The 25,914-nt window shown below is 42.7% G+C and carries 21 protein-coding genes, 3 tRNA genes and 1 pseudogene; 3 read left to right on the top strand and 22 right to left on the bottom strand.

Annotated elements, in window-relative coordinates; all coding sequences use genetic code 11:
- Positions 1-112 precede the first annotated feature (112 nt).
- Both P6N53_RS08690 and P6N53_RS08685 read right to left on the bottom strand, forming a co-directional pair.
- On the bottom strand, positions 113-1,378 hold the full coding sequence (locus tag P6N53_RS08690) for a diaminopimelate decarboxylase (protein WP_304542446.1): 1,266 nt from the start codon (positions 1,376-1,378) through the stop codon (positions 113-115).
- Positions 1,379-1,385: 7 nt separating this feature from the next.
- Positions 1,386-2,081 (bottom strand): TrmB family transcriptional regulator, encoded by a 696-nt coding sequence (locus P6N53_RS08685; RefSeq protein ID WP_304542445.1) that lies wholly within the window; start codon positions 2,079-2,081, stop codon positions 1,386-1,388.
- Positions 2,082-2,362: 281 nt separating this feature from the next.
- Here P6N53_RS08685 and P6N53_RS08680 point away from each other — a divergent pair, with 281 nt between their 5' ends.
- Positions 2,363-2,635, top strand: coding sequence for a hypothetical protein (locus P6N53_RS08680; protein ID WP_304542444.1), 273 nt, complete (start codon positions 2,363-2,365; stop codon positions 2,633-2,635).
- Positions 2,636-2,711: 76 nt separating this feature from the next.
- Here P6N53_RS08680 and P6N53_RS08675 read toward each other — a convergent pair whose 3' ends face one another.
- The 12 genes from P6N53_RS08675 to P6N53_RS08620 all read right to left on the bottom strand — a co-directional run bounded on the left by P6N53_RS08675 (position 2,712) and on the right by P6N53_RS08620 (position 15,626).
- Positions 2,712-3,176, bottom strand: a complete 465-nt coding sequence (locus P6N53_RS08675) for a (2Fe-2S)-binding protein (protein ID WP_304542443.1) — start codon at positions 3,174-3,176, stop codon at positions 2,712-2,714.
- Positions 3,169-4,011 (bottom strand): FAD binding domain-containing protein, encoded by an 843-nt coding sequence (locus P6N53_RS08670; RefSeq protein ID WP_304542442.1) that lies wholly within the window; start codon positions 4,009-4,011, stop codon positions 3,169-3,171. The genes P6N53_RS08675 and P6N53_RS08670 overlap by 8 nt, the downstream gene beginning before the upstream one ends.
- A complete protein-coding gene (locus tag P6N53_RS08665) occupies positions 4,008-6,335 on the bottom strand; it encodes a xanthine dehydrogenase family protein molybdopterin-binding subunit (protein WP_304542441.1) in 2,328 nt (775 codons plus the stop codon). Before P6N53_RS08665 ends, P6N53_RS08670 begins: the two co-directional genes overlap by 4 nt.
- Before the next feature lie 170 nt (positions 6,336-6,505).
- Complete coding sequence (locus P6N53_RS08660; protein ID WP_304542440.1) at positions 6,506-7,069, bottom strand: flavin reductase family protein; 564 nt, start codon at positions 7,067-7,069, stop codon at positions 6,506-6,508.
- Positions 7,070-7,280: 211 nt separating this feature from the next.
- Positions 7,281-7,760: a 23S rRNA (pseudouridine(1915)-N(3))-methyltransferase RlmH gene (gene rlmH / locus P6N53_RS08655; protein ID WP_304542439.1), complete on the bottom strand. Its 480-nt coding sequence runs from the start codon at positions 7,758-7,760 to the stop codon at positions 7,281-7,283.
- A gap of 270 nt (positions 7,761-8,030) precedes the next feature.
- Positions 8,031-9,284 carry a UDP-N-acetylglucosamine 1-carboxyvinyltransferase gene (gene murA / locus P6N53_RS08650; RefSeq protein ID WP_304542438.1) on the bottom strand — a complete coding sequence of 418 codons (1,254 nt, stop codon included), beginning with the start codon at positions 9,282-9,284 and terminating at the stop codon, positions 8,031-8,033.
- A gap of 118 nt (positions 9,285-9,402) precedes the next feature.
- On the bottom strand, positions 9,403-10,296 hold the full coding sequence (locus P6N53_RS08645; protein WP_304542437.1) for a peptidase MA family metallohydrolase: 894 nt from the start codon (positions 10,294-10,296) through the stop codon (positions 9,403-9,405).
- Between the two features lie 88 nt (positions 10,297-10,384).
- Positions 10,385-10,960, bottom strand: coding sequence for a tetratricopeptide repeat protein (locus P6N53_RS08640; RefSeq protein ID WP_304542436.1), 576 nt, complete (start codon positions 10,958-10,960; stop codon positions 10,385-10,387).
- Positions 10,961-11,071: 111 nt separating this feature from the next.
- Positions 11,072-12,604 carry a M23 family metallopeptidase gene (locus P6N53_RS08635; protein WP_304542435.1) on the bottom strand — a complete coding sequence of 511 codons (1,533 nt, stop codon included), beginning with the start codon at positions 12,602-12,604 and terminating at the stop codon, positions 11,072-11,074.
- Positions 12,605-12,775: 171 nt separating this feature from the next.
- The gene (scfB, locus tag P6N53_RS08630) at positions 12,776-14,125 is read right to left on the bottom strand and encodes a thioether cross-link-forming SCIFF peptide maturase (protein ID WP_304542434.1); all 1,350 of its coding nucleotides are present in this window, start codon (positions 14,123-14,125) and stop codon (positions 12,776-12,778) included.
- A gap of 93 nt (positions 14,126-14,218) precedes the next feature.
- The gene (gene scfA / locus P6N53_RS08625) at positions 14,219-14,365 is read right to left on the bottom strand and encodes a six-cysteine ranthipeptide SCIFF (RefSeq protein ID WP_315988210.1); all 147 of its coding nucleotides are present in this window, start codon (positions 14,363-14,365) and stop codon (positions 14,219-14,221) included.
- A gap of 124 nt (positions 14,366-14,489) precedes the next feature.
- Positions 14,490-15,626, bottom strand: coding sequence for a mechanosensitive ion channel family protein (locus P6N53_RS08620; protein WP_304542432.1), 1,137 nt, complete (start codon positions 15,624-15,626; stop codon positions 14,490-14,492).
- A gap of 200 nt (positions 15,627-15,826) precedes the next feature.
- Here P6N53_RS08620 and P6N53_RS08615 point away from each other — a divergent pair, with 200 nt between their 5' ends.
- Both P6N53_RS08615 and P6N53_RS18745 read left to right on the top strand, forming a co-directional pair.
- The gene (locus P6N53_RS08615) at positions 15,827-16,030 is read left to right on the top strand and encodes a hypothetical protein (RefSeq protein ID WP_304542431.1); all 204 of its coding nucleotides are present in this window, start codon (positions 15,827-15,829) and stop codon (positions 16,028-16,030) included.
- A 28-nt stretch (positions 16,031-16,058) separates the two neighbouring features.
- Positions 16,059-17,164, top strand: a pseudogene (locus P6N53_RS18745) (GerAB/ArcD/ProY family transporter).
- A gap of 37 nt (positions 17,165-17,201) precedes the next feature.
- Here P6N53_RS18745 and P6N53_RS08600 read toward each other — a convergent pair.
- From P6N53_RS08600 to dnaB, 8 genes are all read right to left on the bottom strand, one after another.
- Positions 17,202-18,425: a Ger(x)C family spore germination protein gene (locus P6N53_RS08600; protein WP_304542428.1), complete on the bottom strand. Its 1,224-nt coding sequence runs from the start codon at positions 18,423-18,425 to the stop codon at positions 17,202-17,204.
- 36 nt (positions 18,426-18,461) lie between these two features.
- Positions 18,462-20,057 carry a spore germination protein gene (locus tag P6N53_RS08595; protein WP_304542427.1) on the bottom strand — a complete coding sequence of 532 codons (1,596 nt, stop codon included), beginning with the start codon at positions 20,055-20,057 and terminating at the stop codon, positions 18,462-18,464.
- Positions 20,058-20,206: 149 nt separating this feature from the next.
- Positions 20,207-21,808, bottom strand: a complete 1,602-nt coding sequence (locus tag P6N53_RS08590; RefSeq protein WP_304542426.1) for a methyl-accepting chemotaxis protein — start codon at positions 21,806-21,808, stop codon at positions 20,207-20,209.
- A 445-nt stretch (positions 21,809-22,253) separates the two neighbouring features.
- Positions 22,254-22,328, bottom strand: a tRNA-Gly gene (locus tag P6N53_RS08585).
- Between the two features lie 57 nt (positions 22,329-22,385).
- Positions 22,386-22,461, bottom strand: a tRNA-Glu gene (locus P6N53_RS08580).
- A 15-nt stretch (positions 22,462-22,476) separates the two neighbouring features.
- Positions 22,477-22,552, bottom strand: a tRNA-Lys gene (locus P6N53_RS08575).
- 425 nt (positions 22,553-22,977) lie between these two features.
- Positions 22,978-24,264, bottom strand: a complete 1,287-nt coding sequence (locus P6N53_RS08570) for an adenylosuccinate synthase (RefSeq protein WP_304542425.1) — start codon at positions 24,262-24,264, stop codon at positions 22,978-22,980.
- Between the two features lie 322 nt (positions 24,265-24,586).
- Positions 24,587-25,912 carry a replicative DNA helicase gene (gene dnaB / locus P6N53_RS08565; protein ID WP_304542424.1) on the bottom strand — a complete coding sequence of 442 codons (1,326 nt, stop codon included), beginning with the start codon at positions 25,910-25,912 and terminating at the stop codon, positions 24,587-24,589.
- Between the last annotated feature and the right edge of the window lie 2 nt (positions 25,913-25,914).

Raw genomic sequence — 25,914 nt, 5'->3', positions numbered from 1 at the left:
AATGCCCTCCTTGCCTCTATACTAACAAAAGCGTGATCTGGCGTATTGTAAAAAATTGATGACACCAAAAGTGATGTCATCGTTTTTCTATCTATTTAGTTTCTGATACAGCTTAGAACAGATTCTTTTTCATAAAATCGGTAAAGTTTAGGGTCGCAAAGTAATCGGCAGGTGTTTCTGCCCGACGAATGAGTTCGGTGCTGCCGTCCTCTTTAAGCAACACTTCAGCCGAGCGAAGCTTTCCATTATAGTTATAACCCATTGCAAAGCCGTGGGCTCCGGTGTCATGTATGACAATCAAATCTCCAACGTCAATTTTCGGCAGCATGCGATCAATGGCAAATTTATCATTGTTTTCGCAAAGCCCACCTGTAATGTCATATTTGTGGTCGCAGGGTAAATTTTCCTTTCCCATAACCGTGATATGATGATATGCACCATACATGGCAGGACGCATAAGATTTGCAGCACACGCGTCAAGGCCGATATATTCCTTGTGTATGTGTTTTTCATGTATGGCAGTTGTGACGAGACAACCATATGGTCCTAACATAAATCTGCCGAGTTCAGTGTATATGGCAACGTCGTCCATGCCTGCCGGTACAAGTACTTCATCATAGGCTTGTCTTACCCCTTCGCCAATTGCCATAATATCGGCGGGATTTTGTTCAGGACGATAAGGTATCCCCACGCCACCGGACAGATTAATAAATGAGATATGTGCACCGGTCTCCCGGTTCAACTCCACTGCCGTTTTAAACAAAATCCTGGCAAGTTCCGGGTAATATTCATTAGTTGTGGTATTGCTGGCCAGGAATGCATGGAGACCAAAGTGCTTAACTCCCAAATTCTTTAGTTTGATAAAGCCTTCAGTGAGTTGGCTGCGGGTAAAACCGTATTTAGCCTCACCAGGCTTATCCATAATGGCATTGCTGATTTTAAAATCACCGCCTGGATTATAGCGGCAGCAAATGGTTTCAGGCATTTCTGCAATGTTGTTAAAGTAATCAATGTGTGTTATATCATCGAAGTTAATAATGGCATCCATTTTTTTAGCGTATTTAAAATCCTCAACGGGGGTCACATTTGATGAAAACATAATTTCATGGCCATTAAAGCCCACCGCCTCGGAGAGCATTAACTCTGTTAGGGAAGAGCAGTCCACACCACAACCCTCTTCTCTTAAAATATTCATGATTGTAGGGTTCGGGGTGGCCTTTACCGCAAAATACTCCTTGAATCCTTTGTTCCACTCAAAGGCCTTCTTTAGCCTGCGCGCATTTTCCCTGATACCCTTTTCATCATACAAGTGAAAAGGTGTAGGGTGTTTTTGGGTAATCTCCTGCAACTGCTCCAAATTTACAAAGGTCTTTTTCATTGTTCCATTACTTTCCTTTCATTATATCTATAAGTGTTATTTCATTTTTTAGAGATTCTTTCAGAAGTTCTACAAGGTTTTTATTTTTGGAAAACAAACAACTTGCATTCTCACCTTCTGGTATATCCCCCGTCAAAGCTTTTGTGGAATCAACAATGAGTCTTATTTGATGAGGTGGTTTTTCAGCTTGGAAAACTGTCGCATCCATAAGCTCAAAGGAATGATTTGTAATAATCACAAGCTTTAACCCCCGTGAAAGCCCGTCCTTTAATTCCGGCAGGATTAAGGTGAGTGTGTTCTGGGCTACGGAAAGATAAACTCTTTCTTTAGCCTCAAGCAACATGTTTTTTATTTTGTCTAATATGTTTTTTTCGCCTGTAATTGTAATATAGCCTTCAGTATCTTCTTTCTTAACCGGCATATTTTTTACTAAGTCCTGCTTAATTTGATGCAGCTGCCGAATTTTATTTTCACAAAATTCTTCTATAGGGACAGGCGTGTAGCGTGTGGCTGCCCCTTCAATTACATAGGCTGCACCCTTTGCCACCAAGCCAGCAAGGGATGTATAGGTATTGGATCGGGAAATACCCGTCAGCTTAGCAACCTCATAACCAGTTAGTTCTCCTTCTGCAAACAGGGTTTTATATATAGTTGCTTCCTGCCTGGTTAGGTTGAAATGCATAAGCAGTTCTGTTAAACCCATAATTGTCACCACTTATCTGCAACTTACATTTTTATATCAAGGATATCAGATTAGTGTTCCTGATTAAGAATACCATAATACAAATTATATGCTTTGTCAAATAAAAATCTTTCTTCAAGGACAAAAAAGAGAGTTATAATGCTTTAAGTATTGCAAGGGGACGGTTCTTTAAAGTAGAACCGTCCCCTTGGTCTCAAGTGCATAAGGTGAAGATTATTTGAGAAAAATATATAGCATTAATTAAAAATACATTAAATCACGTCTAAGGAGGTATGTTAGTAATGCAACAAAACCAACAAGCCCAACAAGCAGCTCAACAGGCTCAGCAAACAATCCAGCAAGCATTACAAACAATTCAACAGGCAACACAAATAGCTAATCCTCAAGCTATTCAACTGGCACAGCAGCAGCTACAGCAAGCTACTCAACAATTAGAGCAGGCTCAAAATAGCGCTCAACCAGCTCAAAAACAACAATTCCAGCATGTTCATCAGCAGCTGCAGCAGGCAATCCAACAATTACAACTAGCTCTACAACTGGGAAATCCTAATTAAAAGTAAGGCACCACTGTATTTCCAATAGGTGCCTTGATGAGGGTTCTCTTCCTGCTCCACATTAGTTTACAGTGCCTTATCCTTTGGAAGAGTTTGGCAATACGGTTTTTACAGCCTCTTCTATTTCTTTATACCCAGTACAACGGCAAATATTAGATTCTAGGCAATCCTTTATTTGTATATCATCAGCATTTGGGTACTTATTAATCAGCGAATAGCAATTCATAATAAAACCAGGAGTACAATAGCCACATTGAAAGGCAAACTTTTTCATAAACTCTGTTTGAATTGGGTGGTTTTGAAGTCCCTCCACAGTAGTGATTTTTTTACCCGCAGCCTCTACCGCAAGCAGCAAACATGATTTCATGGATTCACCATCTACATCAACGGTACAAGCACCACAATCACCATTTAAACAGCCAGGCTTAGCTCCTGTTAACCCTAGTTTTTCTCGGAGAACATATAATAACGTGTCTGCATGCCGTACATACACGGAACGATTTTCACCGTTCACATTTAAAGTAATTTCAGAATTATACATTTTCCGCTCCTCCCTTATTATCTAGAACATCTTGTAACGTATTTTTCAGCACAAAACTTCTATAATCTGCAGAACCATGAACATCATTTATAACAGGTGCCGGGATATAGCCTATTGCTTCTTGAATTCTTGCTTCTTTAGATAACTCTTGATTATTTAAACTTTTCTCCATTTTTTCATTGCGAAAAGGATAGGAGCATAAGCCGCTAAAGGCAAATCTTAGATAATTATTCTTTTTCAGGGCCGCAACTGTGACTAGAGGATAGCCCACATCCCAATGTTTTCGTTTTTTTACACAAAGAAAAGGCAATTCAATATCCTTCTCTTCTATAATTACTTGTACCAGCATCTCTCCCCTTTGTAATTTTAGGGTTTGATTGAACACCTCGTTTATTGGCATTTGTTTTAACCCTGAGGAGTTTGCAATAGTGATTTGACTATCTGTTAATAAAAGGGGCAGGATAGTTTCTCTGTATATAATATTTGCACACATATTTCCCCCTAAGGTTATCTTATTTCGTGCTGTGTGGTCAGCAATCTCCACAATGGCTTTGTTCAAAAAGGGAAAATACTGTGTTTCTCGAATCTTTGTCAATGCTTGGGCTACCCCTATAGTAACCTTGCCAGCTTCTTTTTTTAGCACCAGACATTCGGGTATTCCTTTAATATCAATGACTGCACCGGTCCTAATTCTATTAACCCTTCCTAAGGTGATAATTTCTGTTCCACCTGAAAGATACATCGGTTCTTTCCCTTGTTGATCCAATGAGTGAAATAAAGATACTGCTTCTTGAATTGATGAGGGCGTATAATACTCAAAATCATAGGTAATCAATTTTGCTTCACCCCCGCCTTAACTCTCCAAATTAATTCAGGTGTAAGGGGAAGATTATTCAGCTCTACTCCAGCTGCCGCAGACAAACTGTTTGCTAATGATGCCGGCATGCCTATCAATCCATGCTCTCCTACTCCACGGGCTCCATATGGCCCATCAATATAGGGTGTTTCAACAAATTCGACAATATATTCCGGATGTTCGCCATATCTAAAGGGGGTGTATGTACGAAGGCGGAAATTTTGGACTTTTCCATCCTGGCTAAATACAAAGGTTTCACTGCTTCCAAAATTTAATCCCATCTCCATGGCACCCATTACCTGCCCCTCTGCTGCTTTCATATTTAATATCTTCCCTACATCTATGACAGAGCAGGCCTTAAGAATTTTATAAGTATAGTCCCTTGTATCAAACTCTATCTCTACCCCTTGAGCACCTACTGTATACTCTGGGCCAGGTTTTCCAACTCCTGTCTCATGGTCCAGGTGAGTTAAATGCCTTAACATGTATTCTCCCCTACCTATTATCTGTCCGCCGATGGAATATCCATTTGGGTATTTATATCCATAACAAATATCTTCAATTTTAATGAAGATATCCGGCTCATTACGAACATACACCATTTCATTTCCTACCTCCAGGCTGTCAGGTGAACACATTAGCACCCTAGAGGCGATATCCTTTAATTGCATAATTACATCGTCTGCTGCTTTAAGTAATGCTCTTCCTGCCAACAAGGTACTTCTACTGGCTACCGTTTTCCAGTGTTCGGGGGTTGTTTGAGTATTGACCTCCATCTTCACATGAATTTTATTGATATCCATTTTTAATTTTTCTGCTAGCAATTGTGCCAGTATTGTCTTTGTACCCATACCAATTTCAACAACACCAGACTCAATGTTTATGCTCCCATCAGCATTAAAAAGTAAAATCACCCCGGAGCTAGCCTCACTATCAATTGTTGAGGTTTTCCAAATACAGCTAATCCCTTTAGCACGGACTTTTCGATCACTTACCTGAATTACTTGTCCCTCATTCCAATTTATTAGTTGTTTAAGCTTGGCCATGCAATCAGGTAAATTTCCTACCATACTGTCATTAAGGCGGGTTTGTGTAGGTGTCGTATGCCCTGGTAAAAATGCATTTTTCAACCGGAGTTCAAGGGGGTCCATTTGAAGTTTTCTAGCCAACATATCCATGGCTCTTTCAAAAGCAAATAGAAGCTCAGCGTGGCCAAAGCCTCTATAGGCTGTTGCATAGGGGTGGTTTGTATAAACACATAGAGAATCGCACCATATATTCTCAATATGATAAGGGCCTGTACAAGAAACTGCTGCAGCACGACTAATTGTGGCCCCTTTATCGGAATATGCCCCTGTGTCAAACCTATATACCATTTCAGCTGCGGTTAATATTCCATCTTTTGTTGCACCCAGCTTAATATCAGCGTCCATGCCAATATGCACAGGTGAGGTAATCATGTCTTCTTCCCGGGTATTTTGTAGCTTCACTGGTCTGCCTCCAACAGCCACCGATGCCATATAAGCAATCAATTCTAGCTGAACAGCTACCTTTCCGCCATACCCACCACCTACTAAAGGAGCATTTACTATTACCGTTCCTTCTTCAAGCTTAAAATAATCCTTCATTAACTTCTTAATCATATATGGAGACTGAGTAGCAGATGTAAATTCAACATAGCCATCAGGTAGAATTTTCACTATAACACATCTGGTTTCCATTGCTATATGGTCAGACGGCGAAAGAGAAAAGCTCCCTTCTACAGTTACGTCGCTTTTCTTCCACCCCTCGTCCATATTCCCTTTGCGGATTTTAGTGCGATCTGCAATATTTGTATTAGCCTCCGGATAGACATGCTCTATTCTTTCATATGCAGATAAATTTTCATGGATTAATGGAGCCCCTGAAATAAGGGCTTCCTTGGGGGAGTTTATAACTGGTAATGGTTCATAGGTAACTTCTATTAAATCGGCAGCTCTTTTTGCCTGAAGAGCAGTATCTGCCACCACAGCAGCTACCGGCTCACCATGATAGCGAACTTTATCATAGGCAATCGGAGGGCGGTCCTTTATTTCCTCCCCAGTCATGGGAAATGGCTGACCAGCTATAATACCCCTTACCCCTGGAGATTCTAATGCCTTTGTAATATCCATCGCCTTTATTTTTGCATGTGCATATGAGCTAACAACCAGTTTTATATGAAGCATATCCTTACTAGAAAAATCATCAGTATATTTAGCAATCCCCGTTACCTTTTCTAGCCCTTCTTTACGATAAATACTCTTTCCAATACTCCAACTCATGAAACCTAGGCCGCCTTTACAACTTTTCCCTCTATTATTAGTTTTTCTCCTCCCCTTTATTCCCATAAAATATCATAGCGTGGCAAGGGGACGTTTCCCTTGCCACGCTATGATATTTATAGCCCAAAACTAGGTAGTATAAATATTCTTGTTTTTATACCAATGTTTCATCAGCTTTTATTTGCCTCCGATATTTTTAATCCCGCCTTAAAAGCATTGCCCACTAATTGATTTAGATCATAATAACTAGCACCCATCATAATTATTGGGTTGATCTTCAAAGGGTCTGGCTTGCCGTCTGTTAAACAATCCTTATTCACATATACCGCAACAATTTCTCCCAGGAACATTTCAAAATCATCTATAGGGGTAACCTGAATAACTTTACAGAGAAAATTCATCGTACATTCTTTAATCATTGGTGCTTTTCCCAATTCATCATAAAAGGGAAGAAATACGTTTGACTTATCTATTGTTTTTCCTGACACGATACCACAATAATCTGTCTGTTCAACCAGATCAGCTGGGGGAATATTGACACTAAAATATCCGTTTTCCTTAACGCCAGCCGTTGTATAATGAGTGCCTTTCAGCGAAATATACAGCATTGGCTTTAAACTCACTACCCCACATGCACCCACCGTAACATAGTTGGGCTTCCCATTGACATCCGCTCCCACAAGCATGGTAGGAAAGGGACCGAACGGGCGATTTTGAATTTTAATCTTATCCATTTTAAATCCTCTTTTCATTTACCTGTTGTTCCACTGCAGTAGTATTTATACTATATCTGGAATTCTGATGTAATAATAGACTTTTTCTTTTCCCTAAGTTATCATGTAGATAGAGTATGCCCCTAAGCCAGTTGGCTTAGGTTTTTTTATTATTAAGGGTGTGGCAAGTGAAGCGTCCCCTTGCCACACCCTTGCTACATCGTTTTAGCCGTTACTTATGGTATGGTTCATTCTTAATTATCTTAAAACTTCGGTAAATTTGTTCTAATACCACTAGTCTGACCAGTTGGTGGGGAAATGTTAGTTTGGATAGGGAGAATAGGAGATCTGCTTGGGTTGTTATTTCTGGGGGGAGGCCGTGGGAGCCGCCGATTATGAAGGTTAGGTCGCTGCGGCCGATTAGGGCTAGGTCTTGTATTTGGGTGGCTAGTTCTTCTGATGAGAGTAATTTTCCCCGGGAATCTAGGACAATTAGGAAGGTTCCTGGTCTGAGGCGCTTTTGGAGTTTTTCGGCTTCCTTTTGGCGAACTTGCTCTATTATTGCTGGGGAAGCATTATCCGGGCAGGGTTCGTCTGCTACCTCTGCTATTTCCAACTTGGCATAGGAGCTTAGGCGTTTAAGGTATTCCTTGACACCTTCTATCAGGTATTTTTCCTTTAATTTACCTACGGTCAATATTGTAATCTTCATATTGCACACCCCAAATTATGTAGGATCTATAACAACTAAAATTGCCAACACTTTAGATATTAATACCGTAAATCTTAAACCAGCATAGCCTAAACTTCAATAACCAGGAAATAAAAAAACACGTCTCTGTACTTCCACTTGGCCATTGATAGGCTCTTAAATTAGGTAGCTGCGAACATATATTTACCATATTTCGGCACTTTAGAAATAAGTCTGGCCTGACCCCTAAAACTAAAGGCGTGCTGGTTGGCACGCCTTGGGGTGGGTGTGTTATTCTCTTCTTACCTGGGCGCCGAGGCTGTTTAGTTTGGTTTCTAGGTGGGTGTAGCCACGGTCTACGTATTGTACATTTGAGATTTCTGTATCTCCATGAGCCATTAAACCGGCGATGACCAGTGCTGCGCCGGCCCTAAGATCCGAGGCCTTGACCTGGGTGCCCTGGAGGCTTGGAACTCCTTCGATAACGGCCATCCGGCCTTCGACCTTGACGTTGGCTCCCATGCGTTTTAGCTCATCGGCTACCTGGAAGCGGTTTTCAAAGATATTTTCTACAATGATACTTGTCCCCGATATTGTGGAAAGGAAGGACATCATTTGTGATTGCATGTCCGTTGGAAAGCCTGGGTAGGGCATGGTTTTAATATCGATGTTTTTGGCATCAATTTGATCAGCATTAACTCTAATTGAGTCCTCGCCTTCAATCACTTCAACATTCGCTTCACGCAGTTTAGCTGTAAGGGGTTCCAGGTGTCGAGGGATTACGTTTTCCAGCAGCACATCTCCCCTGGTGGCTGCTGAGGCCACCATAAAGGTACCGGCTTCTATACGGTCTGGGATAATGGAATATCTGCCACCCTTTAAGTGGGGAACTCCTTCAATTTTAATTAAATCCGTTCCCGCACCCCTTACTCTGGCACCCATGGAGTTGAGGAAATTAGCCAGATCAACTATTTCCGGCTCCTTGGCTACGTTTTCAATGGTTGTTTGCCCTTCGGCCAGGCAGGCGGCCATCATAATATTTTCAGTTGCCCCTACACTGGGAAAGTCTAGATAAACTCTGTTCCCAATTAAACGCTTGGATTTACCCTGAATTGAGCCCCTCTCTAAATTTAGGTTAGCTCCCAGGGCCACCAGTCCCTTAAAGTGTAAATCCATGGGACGAACTCCAATGTTGCACCCGCCGGGCAGTGAAATCCTAGCCTTGCCAAAGCGAGCCAGCATCGGGCCTAGCAATAAATTAGAAGCCCGCAGTAGCTTTACCAGTTTATATGGGGCATCATCTGATAAGCGCTGGGGACCCTTGACGCTCAAAACGTCTTCTTCAATCCAACGCACACCACAACCCATATTTCCCAAGATCTCTAATAAAATCCGAACATCACTAATATCCGGAACATTCTCTAAGACAACTTCATCCTCAGCCAGTAAGGTACCACACAATATGGCGAGGGAAGCGTTTTTGGCACCACTTACTTTAACCTTGCCGTGTAGTGGGTTGCCTCCTGTTATAATGATTTTGCTCAAATGTTTTGACCCCCTAAAATTGTCGCTCCCCGGAACAACACGATTATATTCTCTAAAGGCATGGTCAAATCCTGCTTTTTTCGCAAATACTGGCTAAAAGTCCTATAACTGGTGTTAATTATTCCAGTTTAAGGGCCCAATGGCAATAACTTTGCTCAAATTCCTCCATAGATAGACCTAGAACCTCAGCAAATGCCTTCTCCATTCGATTGCCCTTGCCCAGACTGCTAAGAATAGCTTTAATAGCATCTTCACCATACTCGGTAGCTATATAGCTAACTGCCAAATAGGACTGTCGGTAGGCTAAAGATTGGTTTGGAAGGTTATCAAAATTAATATCCATCTCTGTTAGGCGATAAAGGGGCTGATCCAAGGATGCTCCGGGCTCATCAAACTCAAATCCTGTAAGTTTATATTCCTCCAACTGAGCCAATCCCTCAGTAAACCAGCGGGTGTAGTTACCACCTGTTATATAGTCCACAACTAAATGGGTGAACTCATGGGCCATAGGGCCTGACTCCATAAATTCCTTACTATATTCCTCCGGTTCATCTGCCCTGACCCATAGGTTTGGGGATAATACCCTTATAATGCCTGTCCAATATACCCCCATAGCACTTTCATTGGCTTCCCAGCCAAAATTACGATTCAGCTCAGATCTTGATGGGTATACAATTACTGGTATCTTGCCTTTTTTGGTGTAGCCATAATGCTCGGCAATTGGTGCATAAAAGTGCTCTGCGGTATTTAAGACCAACATTGCATCTTGATGGTTACCAGGAGTGTAGCGTACTATGAAGTGCTCTCCGGAGATTGCCTCCATATCCCTTGTAGTCCAAAGTGCTTTCTGTTTAAATCCTTCTCTAAAAGCATTGTAGGTCACGCCTCTAACTAAATTTGGTATCTTCATAAAAATAGCTGCCATTAGAACCAAGGCAGCTAAGGTTAGACCTAAATAGCGATTTATCCTTGAACGCTCAAAACGGCCAAAGTAATGTGTTTCCTGCCTCATCTTAGACACCCCATTCAACTAATTGATTAGCTTAATTATATTATTATCGGGGTCTAAGTCCTAGCGGTAAATAAAAACAGCCGGGGTATTATCTCCCGGCTGCGGCTTTCCAATCTTCTATATACCTGCGGGCTTCTTCTGCCCTAGGTCCTTCTTTTTCTGTTTCAAGAACCTTCTCCATAGCTGCTATGGCATTGTCGTATTCCTTTTTCTCTGCCAGGAGGCTGGCATACTGGTAATTTAGATCGGCACTGGCCGGTTCTACTTCTAGGGCCTTTTGTAGCTGCTGCTCAGCAGCATCCAAATTGCCTTGGGTATAGTACAGCAGGGCCAGGTTTTGTCTGGCAGGAACATTGTCTGGCTCATTTATCAAAGCCTGTTGGTAGGTGTCAATTGCCTGTTCTTGTTTACCCGCTCTGATATAAAAGGACGCAAGGGAGAGTAAAAGGTTTGTATCCTGGGGATTTTCCTTTGCTTGTTGTTCCAATTGGGCTGTGCGTTCTTCAAGGGTTGCTGGGTATTGGGGGTCACTGAGTGCTCCTCCTAAGCCAGTCCATGCAATAGAGGAACCTATTAATCCCATAGAGAGTATAACCACAAGTACTCCGAGGACAATTCTTTGCAGTCGTTTTTGCCTGGCCCTGGGAGATAATCCTTTAAACAAAAGGCAACACCTCTATTCTTATTTCGGCGGCATCAAATGCTCTGGTCAATAATAACAAATTGTTTGAAAAAAGTAAACCTCCCGCGTTACTTTTGGGAGGTTTCATACGTCTTATAAGTAACCCACCGGATTCTTGGGAACTCCGTTAATAATTACTTCAAAATGCAGGTGAGGTCCGCTGGATCTCCCTGTGGAGCCTACCTTGCCGATGGTTTGACCCTTTTCCACGGATTGCCCATTCTTAACAGAAATACTGGATAAATGAGCATAGCGAGTAACTACTCCACCACCATGGTTTATATCAATACAATTACCGTAACCGCCATACCAGCCTGCCCTAATGACAGTACCAGCTTGAGAGGCTGCTATGGGGGAGCCATATGCCCCTGATAGGTCTACTCCTGTGTGCATGCTTCCATTTCTCATGCCAAAGGGTGACAATATGGCACCAGCCGGCCTACTTAGCCCCCTGGATGCAATCATAGTCTGGGAGCTGCGCTCAACAATCTGAGGCTTGGCCTCTTTAAGCACTGTTTCTTTAAGGACCTTGCGCTCAGTTTCCATGCCATTAACAGCGACAATGTGATAGGTAACTTCTTTTAATCCCTTTTCACCTTGCTGTATAACCTTGCTTTGCCCGTAGGGTAAATTGGGGTTTCTCCTAACCTCCTGGGCCAATACTATCTCTTCCTGGACGGTTTTTTCGGCCGAGGCAACAACATTGATAATGGGATCTAATGCCCCCACCATCTTTATTTGCTGCCCAATTTGTATCTTGTCCGGATTAAGATCAGGGTTTACTGCTTGGAGCTCCTCAGCACTAACATTCATAGCCGATGAGATATCCCAAATGGTATCCCCCTGCTTAACCGTATAATAGCGAGAAACATCGCTTTCCCCTTTGAGGAGCTTAGTAGCTTTTTCTACCGACAAAACACGATTTGCCTGGACAGGCAAATCTACCAGATCGACATCTTGCTCGAATGCTGTTATAAAACCGGGATCAACCTGGTAGGTCTGCTTGAGTTCTTCCAGGACTAACTCAGCTGTGGCCTGATCTTTAACCGCACATTTTAGGCCCCCGTTAACAGTTATTCCGGTAGCAATGGTTTCAAAGGATAAATGACTAGCCAGAACTCTTTTATACTCGCTCTCGTTTAGTACTTCACCCCAACTAAACAAAGCGGTCTTAAAAGTAATGCTTTGATCCGGCTTAACCGAGGTGACTAATCTTTGCTGCTCGTCAATCAAGGAATTAACTATTTCATTGGCCAATGTCTTGTTCTTAACTACCGCTACCCTCTGCCCATCAATTTCTACCGCACAAGGACCACTTGCCCGGGCGTAGGTAAAAACTCCCAATACGATCATAATCACTACAAGGGATGAAAGCCCGTATCTAATGAGGGCCGGTTGCTTATTTAACCCCACTAGGAAGGCTGCAAACTCCTTGGCTGTGTTTGATGCCTCTATAAGTCCCTGCTTTAATATTTCCCTTTGCTTGGCTAACCTCTCACCCAATGTTACGGAACCCTTTTTAATTTTTAAGTGCTTAACAAAAAAGGTTGGCATACCTTTTTTTACCTTATCTAGTTGGTCAACTAGAAGCGTTTTCATTAGGCTAGGTCTCTTTCTGTTTCGCACCAGTTCAACCCCCTTCGATGTTATAGTCAATAAAATTGGAAGGAAAGTCATCTATAACCAAATTTCGGCAAGTTTAATTATATCACGATAGCATATGACAGTAAAGAACTTGCTTCCCGTAACAAAGGTACCCCGCCTTTGAAGAAGGCGGGGTACCTTAATTGTTAGATTTTATGCTAAACCAGCCTGCTTTATTTGTAGGTAGATAGCGCACTCAAATCTTTTTCTGGCCATCTGGCAGCCTAAATTATAAGGTTTTAGCAGATCATTATTAAAGGAAATGGCATTAGCATGACAACCACCGCTGCAATAGTACTTTGCCCAGCAATTTTTGCAGTCCTCTTTGTTATATATGTGGGACTGACGAAAATTATCAATAATTCCTTGGTTTTTAATGCCCTCACTGACATTTCCTAAGAGATAATCTTCTTTACCAACAAATTGGTGACAAGGATATAGATCCCCTTCTGGTGTAACAGCGAGATATTCGTAGCCGGCCCCACAGCCCGACATACGTTTAGGCAGGCAGGGGCCCCCATTTAAATCTATATTGAAGTGAAAAAAGTTTATGCTTTCCCCAGCCATTCTGCGGGCAAGAATCTCCCTGGTCAGTCTGTTATACTCTTCCAGCAATACCGGCAGGTCTTCTTCCTTAAAGGCGTAGTCTGTTTCGCTGCCCGCTACCACAGGCTCAACTGATATATCATTGAAGCCTAGTCCTAACATATGCATAACGTCCTGACTAAAGTCCAGGTTATGTCGGGTAAAGGTTCCTCGAATGTAGTAACCTGCCGCTGGTTTTTTACCTACATATTCTCGGAAAGACCTCACCACAGCTTCATAAGAGCCTCTTCCTGCAGGAGTTGGTCTCATGGCATCATGAACCTCGGGCCGGCCATCGAGGCTAAGAACTGCCGGCATGTTGTTATCAAGCAGGAATTGCTGAACTTCGGAATTTAGTAGCACTCCATTAGTTGTCATGGTAAATTTAAATTTTTTGCCTGCCTGCTCAGCCTTGGCATTCCCGTAAGCCACCAGTTCTTTAATAACTTTAAAATTCAGCAGTGGTTCCCCACCAAAAAAGTCTATTTCTATATTTTTTCGGTTACCAGAGTTTTGGATCAGAAAATCAATGGCTGCCCGCCCAACCTCAGCACTAAGCAAGCCACTGGGTCCCCCAAAGTGACCCTGACCGGCAAAACAATATTTGCATCTCAGGTTGCAGTCATGGGCTGCATGAAGACATAGGGCCTTAACCACAGCCTTTGAATTAGGCTGGTAATTACCCTCATAGGCATCCTTAGTAAAAAGAAGATTTTCAGCAACCAGGGTATCAATTTCAGAAAGGGCCTGCTTGATTTCTTCTTGGCTATAGTTGGAGATAAATGTCTCTATTAGTTTTTCTTCTGCCTCTGGGTATATATCTAAAATATCCCAAACTAGTTGATCGACCACATGCACGGCACCACTATTTACATCTAAAACAATTCTGGTACCGTCAAAAATATATTTATGTAACACCCTAGAGCCCCCCAAAAAAATGACCTTATCCTAAAGGGACTGCTCCCCATGGGACAAGGCTTGGTTTTTAATCTCTATCTGCCTTACCTTTTATTAGGCTTGTTTGGCACAGACCTGGTTGCCTACGGTGCAGGATGTTTTGCAGGCTGACTGGCAGGAGGTTGCACACTCGCCGCAGCCACCGTCCTTCACAGAGGCCTGTAAAGAAGTTTTATTTAAGGTTTTGATATGTTTGGCCAATTCTTTCATCCCCTTTCCGCATACAATTATAATGCACCGGGATTGTCCAAGGCAAGAAAAACTTGGCCTAATGGTTTGCTAGAACCATATTTAGTCCAAGTTTCCTTAAACTCTCCCGACAGCCTTATTGTCTCTCCCTCTCTAAGCCCCTATTACCCGATTTTACCGGTTCAATCTCAACCTGCAAACCCTTTAGTAATTCAGGACTGACACTCCGCAGGTGTAGATCGCGCTGGGGAAAGGGTATTTCTACTTGATGTCGCTGCAAAAGCTCGTAAATGCGGAAGTTTAATGAACTTCGCACCCTGGCCCTTAGGGCAGGGTTAGGAATCCAGTAGAGAAGTCGAAAATCCAAGGAAGACTCTCCGAAATTCATAAAGTCAACCCTTGGCTTAGGATCTGTTAATAGCTCTTCCTGCTCCTCCGCAGCCCTAAGCAGCAGCTCCTCCACCAATCTAACATCTGAACCATAGGCAACCCCCACCAGTATTTGCTCTCGAATCTTCGGGTCTCCGTAGGACCAATTAACAACTTGGCTTTCAATAAACTGGCTGTTGGGTATAATTATGGTTTCATTGTTTCTAGTTCTTACCACCGTGGAGCGAATGTTAATTTGGGTAACATCACAATGTAGCTCTCCCAGCTTTATTCTATCGCCCACTTTTATGGGCCTCTCAAAAAGAATAATTAGACCGGAAATAAAGTTTGAGGCAATGTTGCTAATGCCAAAACCAACACCAATTCCAAGCACTCCAGCAAAGACTGTCAATATACTCAGATCAAAGCCTATAGTAGGCAGGGCGATTAGAACGGCTATAACAATTAACCCATAGTGGATTAGCCTATTAAAGGTGTACCGCATCCCAATATCCAATTGATGTTTTTCAAAAAGTCGATTTAGGAAAAACTGAGAAACAAACCCGGAAAACTTTACAGCCAGTCCGATTATAAGTAGGGGTATTATGAAGGAGAGGGTGTTGATTGGCGTACTGCCGACATTAAACCAAGTTCCCCCAAGCAGCATGGTATCCCTAAAGTAAACAATGGCATAGATTACGATTGCATAGAAGGTACCCCAGTTGACTAGAGACAGTATAAAGGGATAAAGCTGATTATCCCTCAGGTTTGACTTTAATACTCCTTTAACCTTGGACAATATAATTGATCTCAGAATGAAAAAGAGCGGTATAAAAATCAAAAAGTTTATTTCATGTTGATATGGCTCCATTCTCTGCCATAATGCCTCAAATCCCTCTGGCAAATCCCTGCCTCCTTTGCAATAATCCTATTTTATTAGAATATCACATAGGAATCTTGGTTTCAATTTGAATACATTCCCTGCCTGGATAGGCACAGTGGATATGTATCCTTTTAAAACTGTCTTATATAAAAATTGTTAACCCGTACATAGAACAACCATATAGTGGAAAAATACTGTAGTGCTAAATATTGGAGGTTTTTATGGATTCGCTCATACAATTATTTTTACTATTCATTGCGGTAATTTCGATAATTTACTACGATACAACTCCCCTTATCAAGAATAAAGCCTGGAAAGAGGCTTTATTCTCCCTGGCCTTACTGCTTCTAGGCAGCTCCCTGCTATGTCTATGGATGATGGGCATAAGGCTTCCGGCGCCTTTTAAAGCATTGGGAGTTTATTAAGGAGTTTCTATACCAAAAGGGGTGGAGCATGGTGCTAAACAAACAAATGATATCTCCAAAACAAGCCACAGCCTTTGTGATCGCAGGGGGAGTAGGTATAATATTTTTCTGGATTACGGAGGCCAGCGTCACCGTTGGCGGACGTGATGCTTGGATGTCTTATATTATTGGTTATGGCCTTGGCATTCCCATAGCTTTTAGCCTTATCGCCTTAAATAAACGCTTTCCCGGAAAAACTATATTCCAATATGTACCAATTATTCTAGGCCGCCCACTGGGCTACTTTTACAACCTTATCTATATTTTTACTTTTACCTATTTCACCGCCCTTATATTAAACCTCAGCATTAATATGATCAGCCTTTTTTATGAGGAGACCCCTGGTTTAGTCCTGACAGGTGTATCAGTTTTGCTTATCGCCTATGTATGCAAGCATGGTATTGAGGTCTTTGGGCGGGTTTGTGAGCTGTTTATCCCTTTAATATTATTTTCCATCATTTTTATGGCTGCCACTCTCTCACCCACATGGAATTGCAGAGATTAACCCCAATTTTAGAAAATGGTGTCCTCCCCGTTTTACAATTAGTACCTCAAACCTTGTCCTTTGTCGGGGAGTATATCATATTTATGGCCCTCTGGCTTCCATTGTTAAAAGATCCTAAAAAGGCCTATAAGTCCGTGATAATAGGAACCAGCATCAGTGCCCTGGTACTTATAACCGTGCTAATAACTGGTCTAACTGTCTTCGGGGTAGATTACGCAAAAAACCTAGCCTTCTCAAGCATCAAGCTGACCCTGCTGGCTAATCTGCCCGGTGTTGAAGGCCTCCCTTCTTTAACCCTGGGTATTTGGATTATCGCCTCCTTTGTTAAGGGAACAGTCTTTTTCTTTCCCTCCGTTGTCGGCCTGGCACAGTGTTTTAATCTGAAAGATTATCGCATCTTGATATGGCCCATGGCCATAGTAGTAATTGCACTCTCCCTTCTCCCAGAGAACTATTTTTCATCCCTTACTGAAAATACAGTTTTAGGCTTATACTTTGCCCTCCCCATCACACTCTCTATCCCCCTCTTATTAGCCATCACAATTATTCGCAGCTTAAATGAATCTAATGAAAATAAACAAGCAAGCTAAAGGGCTGCTGAGAGGGGCAGCCCTTTCCTTTAATCCGCTATATTTTTGTGGTAAGTCCACTCCTGCGTATATTTGCCCTAACATTTACATTTACAGCAGCATTGGAAAATTCCTCATCCCATTGCTCCTGTAAAAGCGCCCATTGACCCTTATATTTTCTCCGAAAGCTTTCTCCAAATTCAAAAATATCAATTCTATGTTCTTCCTGAGCCTTTGCCAATGCGTTTTCAATATTTCCTTTAATTTCTTCAGCCATTATTGAATCTATGGTTTGAATAACCTCGGGATTAGATAAATCCTCCGTGGATTGTTGCTCAAAAATATCTCCTTCAGCTTGTACATCTATATCAAACCAGATATCTTTACCGTTATAATGTGGCTCTATAGCAGTTTTGCTCCCCGTTAATCTAATAGATATATTTTTTCCCGGCTCAGTTGCCGAGGGTATTGTTACTACCCCTTTCTGTACTTTATTCATGATCCAGAGAAGTCCTCTGGTCTCTTTCATATCAAGCCAGCCCACTTGCTTATTTTTATTAAAAACAGCTGAGCCTGTGAGGGTTATCTCTCCATGGGCCGGTGGCAGCTTCTGCTCGCCTGGTTCGATCCCTGGTAAATTTTCCCTTAAGCCTGGTCCCTGGGGAGTACCAGACGGTGTCAACTCTATAACAGGTAGCACCGGGTTACTTCTGCTGGCCAGCATTCTTCCCAAATCCATTAAATTTACTTGTACCCCTACACCAGTTCTAATCATTTGGCTTGTGGCCTGGGCAGAAGAATTTTCTAATTGCGAATGGCTGTTCAATACTTCAGAGGCTTTACCCCTTGCCACTAGAACCCACATGTTTTCCCTGGATATTGGTGATCTGGTAAAAAAATCAATGGCCAGTTTGATGTCCTCCCTTGCCAATTCCTCACCTGCCACCAGTATAACATTATGACCCCAGTAAATACGTCGTGATACCTTTTGCTCTAACTGCCTCCGGGCATCAAGAATGGTATCCCCACTCCCGGAAATCACCCACATATTGTTCTCCTGAAACCCGGATGTCTTTTCAGAACCTCCGGCAAAGGCACTGGGACGGGCTATCTGAATTGTTAATAGAAGCTTCCCGTCTGTGGTTCTGTCAACCCCTGTGGCTAATACAATGGATAAATTTGTCAGTTCATTCAAGCTCCAGCAGCCAATTTGCGTAATACAAATAACTATCAAAAGTACTAGCGAGCAAATAGACTTTTTAGCAATTACTCCTTTACCCAATTATTTTCTCACCCGCCTGCCCTTCATTCCATATACTTAATTTTGTGTTGCCTCAGGTTTTAAGCCTGGGGCTTCCCTTTGGGGATTTTCCTGTCCAATTAATTCCGGGCGTTTACCCATGGCCCACCAAGGAAAACGAACGGCAGTATCCTTAAACCCACTTGGACTTGCAGGTGCCAACGGGGATAAAAAGGGGACCCCGAAAGAACGTATACTTGCCAGGTGAATTACCAAAAAAATAACACCTGATATTAAGCCAAATAACCCCAGGGACGCAGCCAGGAACATCATTGGAAATCTCAGCAACCGAATAGCTAGCCCCCCGCCATAATATAAGGTAAAGGAGGCAATGCCCGTTAGGGCAACCACTATAACTGTTGCTGCGCCAACTAATCCTGCTTGCACCGCAGCCTGACCGACAATTAAAGCCCCTACTATGCTAACTGCCTGGCCAGCAGGGCGGGGAAGTCGTATGCCCGCTTCCCTAAGTATTTCAAATACGATCTCCATAATCAATATTTCCACAAAGAGCGGAAAGGGTACACCCTCCCGTTGTGCAGCAATACTTAACAGCAAGGGAGAGGGGATCATTTCAGGATGAAAATCTATGACAGCAACGTAAACAGAGGGCACAAGCAGTGACATAAACAGGGTTACTACCCGCAGAATACGAACTGCCATGGCAAATTGATAGTTCTGGTAATAATCCTCCGGGTTCTGTATGATTTCTACAAATACCGTAGGTAAAGTCAGGGCTACAGGAGTACCGTCAACTAAAATAGCCAAACGACCCTCCAATAGATTGGCTGCCACTCTGTCCGGCCTGTCTGTATGAAATATGGTGGAGAAGGGACTATAGGGACTATCCCGTATAAACTCTTCTATATAACCTGATTCTAGGATCCCATCAATTTTTATTTTACTTAATCTCTTCTTTGCCTCTGCCACGAGCTTTTCATCAATTACCCCATCGAGGTATATCACTGCCACATCGGTCTGAGTTTTATCCCCAATTTTTAATAACTCAATTTTTAAATTTGAATTTTTAATCTTGCGCCTTAGCATGGAGGTGTTAATTAAGAGGGTTTCTACAAATGCCTCCCTGGGGCCGCGAACCACAGCCTCGATCTTAGAATCTTCTACACTCCGGGAGGCCCATTCTCTGCTGCCGTTGATAATGGCTCTAGAATGTCCGTCTACCAGGAGAACCGTATCACCGGATAAAATAGCATTAATGGCATCTGAAATATTTTCAGTCTCCTTAATTTGATGCATGCAGAGGCCTCGCATTTTGATAAAATGCAGTGCATTAGCCTTTGTTAGCTTTTCACCAGCATCAGTTAATGGTAATTCTAGTGAAAGTGCCCGCATTATTTGGTCACTGACCTGTCTCTGACTTATTAGACCATCCACATATATTAAAGCTAACCTTATCTCTTCATTCTGAGCACAAACAAATTGTCTAATAATCACATCGCTGCAATTTTTAAAGATATCCTCCAGCAGTTGAAGATTACATGGTAAGTCTGGACTTAATGCAGCCCCGGGGGGGATGTTATTGGCGCAATATGATAAGGTATTAGGTTCAGCATTACGACTTATCTTCTTAGGACTACGAATTTTCCTAAACAAGCTATGGTTTCCTTTCCTGGTAAAATTCTGATTTATTTTGTGCCTTTTCTGGATTATTTATAACAGACCGCTCTTCCTTAACACCTGTGAATTAAAAAAGCCGAGGGTGTTGTTACCCTCGGCTTTTTTATCAATCTAGATCAACCAATTTACAGTTTGAACGTAACTACTAATTTTTCCAACTCTTCGGCCACCGAGGTTAATGCCCCCGCAGCAGAGTTTACCTCCTCCATGGCAGCGGTTTGCTCCTGGGTGGTGGCAGCTACATTTTGCACCCCTGCCGACACTTGTATCGCCGCAGTGGCTATTTGCTGCACTTGGCCATTCAATCCCTGAACCTCGTTTATGATCTCATTGAAGCTCTGTCCGGCTTCCTTAACTATGATATTGCCACGACCCACCTTCTCGTTTCCATTAGCCATGGCAGCAAGGGACTGTTGTGCCTGGGATTCAATTTCAACAATCAGCTGCTTGATTTCCGTTGTAGACTGGGCCGCTTGCTCTGCAAGCTTTCTGACCTCTTCTGCCACGACGGCAAAGCCTTTGCCTGCCTCTCCCGCTCTGGCTGCCTCTATGGCCGCATTTAAGGCTAATAAATTAGTTTGTTCAGCAATGTTGTTAATAACATCCACAAACTGTCCCACTCTACTGGTGGCCGAGCTTAAAGCATGGGTGGAGTAGCTTACTTGTTCAGTGGCAGCCAATATTTCATTCATTTGATCCGTTACCAGTTGTATACCTCCATGTCCTTTCTCAGCCCTTTCAGCTGCCAACATTGCCTGGCCTTGCATTTGCTGGGTGCTTTTACTAAGGTTATCCATCATGGCTGCAATTTCATTGGTGGTAGAAGAAATAGAGGTAGCTCCAATAGATGTTTGACTGGATTGTATGGATAAGTGGCTAGCTGCTTCGGAAAGCTGGCTGGAGCATTGATTAAGCTTCTCTAAAACCTTCCTGAAGCTAAGTCGCATATGATTCAGTTTGCTTGCCAGTTGCCCCAGCTCATCCTTGGATTTTATGTTAATATCTGCTCGAAAATCACCTTCGGCAAATTTCTCTGCCTCTGCTACCATTTGTAGGATAGGCCTGCGAATACTTCTACCTAAAAATATGCTTATCATAATTCCCAAGAAAATAGCAATGGCATCGACCATTATGGACATAAAGATAACTTGATCCTGCTGGGCCAAAGAAGACTTTAAACTTGCATTAAACATATCATTATTCTTTTTTGCTATTTGACCCAATCGGTCCTCTATCTGACCCTGCAGGATCATAATTTCATTGGCAATGTTTAGGGTTTTATTTCTCATTTCCTGGGCATTCTCTACATTTCCTTCGGCCACAGAACGATGAAAGGATCTGGCCATGGGGGATAATTCGTCAAACAAACGCCCATGAAACACGCCAATGGTTTCAATTAAGTTTAAAACATCAGGCTTATCCTTTTCAGATACCACCTGATTTAAATCTGCCACCTTCTTGTTAAAATCAACCATCTTTTTTTGGGCACTAATAATGTAATCTTCGTTTCCATAGCCAATATAAGCCCTCATTAAAGAAACAGCCTCTTTAAACTCCTTTTCTGCCTCCAGGGCAAGCTGCTGCTGCAGGGCAGATTGTTCTATTAGTTTTGTTTTTTCTTGGATGGAGTTAATAAAATAGAAGGAAGTTCCACCTAGAAATGTGATTAGTACCAGCATTACCATAAATCCCAGACTAATTTTTGTACCAATTTTTAGTTTGAACATGTCCTGGTCGTCCTTTCTAAATCAGAAAGTTATAATTCTACCTTTTATTTCCTTCCAGGACTTCTATGGGCAAAGATTTAATTCCTACAAACTTACCCAGTTCTAAGAATATCTTAAATTTTATGGCAGAATTTTAACAAAAAATTAATTTTCTAATAGTATTTTTTCATTGTCTGGATAAAATATATCTGACTCAATACTTGATTGGGGGATTTTTATTATGAATATATTAGAGGTCGCCTATGGATGTAGGATATATTTTTTTCAAGGTAATTGTTAAAAAGACTCTCCTGGGAGCACCCCTTAAAAGATTAATGCAAAAACGGGACTGGCTTCGTGCTGCCCCCCCGTATAAAATATAAAAGCCTGAGGCTAGATGACCTAGCTTCAGGCTAAATATTTGATGATGTCTCGATGACTGTTCTGACCCCACCTACAAATAATATGGAGCGGATGACGAGGATCGAACTCGCAACCCTCAGCTTGGGAAGCTGATGCTCTACCATTGAGCTACATCCGCATTTTTTACTTATTATACCACTATAGAAAAAACTGTAAACACAAAAAAATAAAAATTTGGTGACCCCTACGGGATTCGAACCCGTGTTACCGCCGTGAAAGGGCGGTGTCTTAGGCCGCTTGACCAAGGGGCCACAAAATTTTTGTGGTGGTGATCCATCCGCGACTCGAACGCGGGACACCCTGATTAAAAGTCAGGTGCTCTACCAACTGAGCTAATGGATCTTATTTTGTTTTTCCGGTGCCTGTGCACCTCACAAGTGCTATAATACAATATTGGACAGCCTGTGTCAACAAGTTTATGTTCAAAAACTTTGTTTAAGTTTCTAACACTTTTGTAATATAAAGGGGCCTTACGGCCCCTCAGATTGTCGAGAAACTACCTATATTCGGGTTTTAATAATCCCTCACGACTCCTCTCTCCGCAGTGGACAGCGCTAATCGCTTGCTTCGGGCGAAAATGGGCCGCCTTCGAGTAAACATCGTGTTTACCTCAGGCTTTCGCGGACATCCATGTCCGCTCACCCATTTTGGCATCCTCAGCTTCGCGAAGCGCTGTTTCCACTGCTCCGAATGTCGCTGTTCGGGATTATTAAAACCCAGTTGTACCTTTTTCAACAGGCTGAGGGGACTTACGGCCCCTCTATATTTTATTCATATAGGTCTTCAAGGATAATAGTTTGAGTCCTCTTAACGCCAACACCTATGATGGCGATTTTTACTTCCGTTAGTTCCACAATGCGATCCATGTACTTCTTAGCGTTTTCAGGCAGGTCTTCATACTTAGTTACATGGGAAATATCTTCTGTCCAGCCAGGGAACTCCTCATAAACTGGCTCACACTTGGCCAGTTCTTTGAGGGAAGCCGGGAATTCTCTAATAATTTCTCCCTTATAGCGGTACCCTGAACACAACTTAATCACAGGCAGTCCTGTCAGTACATCCAGCTTGGTGATAGCAAGGCTGTCCAGTCCGCTTATGCGGGCGGCGTATCTTATAATGACCGCATCAAACCAGCCACAGCGGCGGGGGCGACCGGTGGTAGTTCCAAATTCATTGCCATTTTTTCTAATCTCTTCGCCCAGCTCATCCATCAATTCTGTGGGGAAGGGTCCTTCACCCACTCTGGTGGTGTAGGCCTTGGCAATACCGATTACCCTATCTATCTTAGTAGGGCCAACGCCAGTACCTAAGCAGGCAGCAGCAGCCGTCGGATGTGATGAGGTAACATAGGGATAAGTACCATGGTCTAGATCAAGTAGCGTTCCCTGGGCTCCTTCGAAAAGGACATTCTTGCCTTCTTTAATGGCATTATGAACCAGTACCGATACATCATCTACCATTGGCTCCAATACGTCTGCATAACCCTGGTATTCCTTAAGAACCTCTTCAAACTGGAAGCCTTCTGTTTCATACATCTTCTCAAACACTTGATTCTTACGTTCCACATTGGGCTGTAGCAGTTTAGGGAATTCCTCTTTATCTATCATATCCACCATGCGGATGCCAACCCTGGATGCTTTGTCAGTATAGGTGGGGCCAATGCCTCTTTTGGTGGTGCCAATTTTGGCATCTCCCTTTTGCTCTTCCTCCACAGCATCCATTAGTCGGTGATAGGGCATAATTACATGGGCCCTCTGACTAATGCGTAGTTGACCAATGGGCACTTCCCTTTTTACCAGGGAATCAATTTCCTCTATAAGAACCTTCGGATCTATAACAACACCGTTACCAATGACACATAGCTTTTCCGGATATAGAATTCCAGAGGGAATTAAATGCAGCTTAAACTCAGCATCGTCTACTACAACAGTGTGGCCAGCATTATTACCACCCTGATAGCGCACAATAATGTCCGCCTTTTCTGCAAGAAAATCGGTAACTTTACCTTTTCCTTCGTCACCCCACTGGGCGCCAATAAGAACAACCGTTGACACGAAAAAGCACCTCCTAGACTTCACTAAAATAACTCCTACCGTTTCCTGGTAGATATTCTTCCCATTGAAATAAAAATAACCCAAACAGAAACTTAAAAAAGTTATCTATTTGAGCATCCTTTTGAATATACCCCCAATTTTTAAACAGATAATACCAATAATCAAACAGGATTATGGTATCATTGCTACCCTAAGTTGTCAACTTCGATTATTTAACAATATAACCCTTTTAGGCCCTCTGGTTTGTTCTTAATTGCACAATCTCTGTTTTTTGTGCTTTAACACGCTGAAATGACAGCAAGAAACTATTAACCAGTCCTTGCTAGTCCCTTTTTGCTAAATTTACAAACTTGGTATATTCTTTGAAAAAACCCAGCTCCACTGTACCCACCGGTCCATTACGCTGTTTAGCTATGATGACTTCGGCTATCCCCTTTTTCTCAGATTCCTGATTATAGTACTCGTCTCGGTAAATGAACATAATAACATCGGCATCCTGCTCAATACCGCCACTTTCCCTAAGGTCAGACATCATGGGACGCTTGTCTGTACGGCTTTCTACGGCCCTGCTAAGCTGGGACAGGGCTATTACAGGCACACCTAGCTCCTTACCCATTCCTTTTAGCTTACGTGATATATCTGCTATTTCCTGTTGTCTATTTTCATTTCTCTTTCCACCACCGGACATCAACTGCATATAGTCAATTATAATCAATCCCAGGCCCTTTTCCGCCTTAAGACGACGGGCCTTAGACTTCATTTCCCTAACAGTGGCCGCACCTGTATCATCCAGGTAAATAGGGGCCTTGGATAAGTATCTGGCAGCCTCACTTAGTTTACCCCAATCATCGTCAGCAAGATTACCTGTACGAACCTTATGGGCATCCACCATTGCTTCTGAGCACAGCATCCTCTGAACCAGTTGTTCCTTGGACATTTCCAGACTAAAAACTGCCACTGGTACTTGGTGCTTAATGGCTGCGTGCTGGCCTACCAATATAGCCATGGCAGTCTTGCCCATGCTGGGTCGAGCTGCCAGAATGACCAAATCTCCCTTCTGAAAGCCGTTAGTCATCCGATCCAGTTCTATAAAACCAGAGGGTACCCCTGTAATCTTGCCACGGTTACTATAAATATGCTCAATATCCTCAAAGGTAGTTACCAGGACATCCTTAACTGGAACAAAGGTAGAACTGCTGCGTCTCTGGCCCAAATCAAGAATGGATTTCTCTGCCTCATCAAGTAATTCTTCAGCACTTTCGGCACCTTCATAACCCCGGCTGGATATTCTGGTGGTGACGGAAATTACTGCCCTGGTTAGTGATTTTTCTTCTACGATGCGGGCGTAATACTCAGCATTGGCAGCGGTTGGAACAAGATTAGCCAAAGTTGCCACGTAGGTCACGCCGCCAATCTTCTCCAAATCACCCTTGTCCCGCAGTAGATCTGTCACGGTTATTAAATCAACGGGACTGCCAGCCTCGGCCAATTCCAATATTACCTGATAAATTAATCGATGACTTTCCCGGTAAAAGTCTTCCGGCTTAAGGAACTCCATTACCCTAAAGATGGCGTCCCTCTCCAGGAGCATTGCTCCCAGTACCGATTGTTCTGCATCTATGTTTTGTGGTGGTACACGGTCAAGCATAG

The sequence above is a fragment of the Desulforamulus aquiferis genome (genome assembly GCF_030577015.1).
Lineage (GTDB): Bacteria > Bacillota > Desulfotomaculia > Desulfotomaculales > Desulfotomaculaceae > Desulfotomaculum > Desulfotomaculum aquiferis.
This window is presented reverse-complemented; position numbering and strand designations above follow the sequence as displayed.

Bases quoted from the DNA above. Each gene is read 5' to 3' on its own strand.
- P6N53_RS08690 (WP_304542446.1), bottom strand. From the start codon at position 1,378: ATGAAAAAGACCTTTGTAAATTTGGAGCAGTTGCAGGAGATTACCCAA.
- P6N53_RS08685 (WP_304542445.1), bottom strand. From the start codon at position 2,081: ATGGGTTTAACAGAACTGCTTATGCATTTCAACCTAACCAGGCAGGAA.
- P6N53_RS08680 (WP_304542444.1), top strand. From the start codon at position 2,363: ATGCAACAAAACCAACAAGCCCAACAAGCAGCTCAACAGGCTCAGCAA.
- P6N53_RS08675 (WP_304542443.1), bottom strand. From the start codon at position 3,176: ATGTATAATTCTGAAATTACTTTAAATGTGAACGGTGAAAATCGTTCC.
- P6N53_RS08665 (WP_304542441.1), bottom strand. From the start codon at position 6,335: ATGAGTTGGAGTATTGGAAAGAGTATTTATCGTAAAGAAGGGCTAGAA.
- P6N53_RS08660 (WP_304542440.1), bottom strand. From the start codon at position 7,069: ATGGATAAGATTAAAATTCAAAATCGCCCGTTCGGTCCCTTTCCTACC.
- rlmH (WP_304542439.1), bottom strand. From the start codon at position 7,760: ATGAAGATTACAATATTGACCGTAGGTAAATTAAAGGAAAAATACCTG.
- P6N53_RS08645 (WP_304542437.1), bottom strand. From the start codon at position 10,296: ATGAGGCAGGAAACACATTACTTTGGCCGTTTTGAGCGTTCAAGGATA.
- P6N53_RS08615 (WP_304542431.1), top strand. From the start codon at position 15,827: ATGGATTCGCTCATACAATTATTTTTACTATTCATTGCGGTAATTTCG.
- P6N53_RS08590 (WP_304542426.1), bottom strand. From the start codon at position 21,808: ATGTTCAAACTAAAAATTGGTACAAAAATTAGTCTGGGATTTATGGTA.
- dnaB (WP_304542424.1), bottom strand. From the start codon at position 25,912: ATGCTTGACCGTGTACCACCACAAAACATAGATGCAGAACAATCGGTA.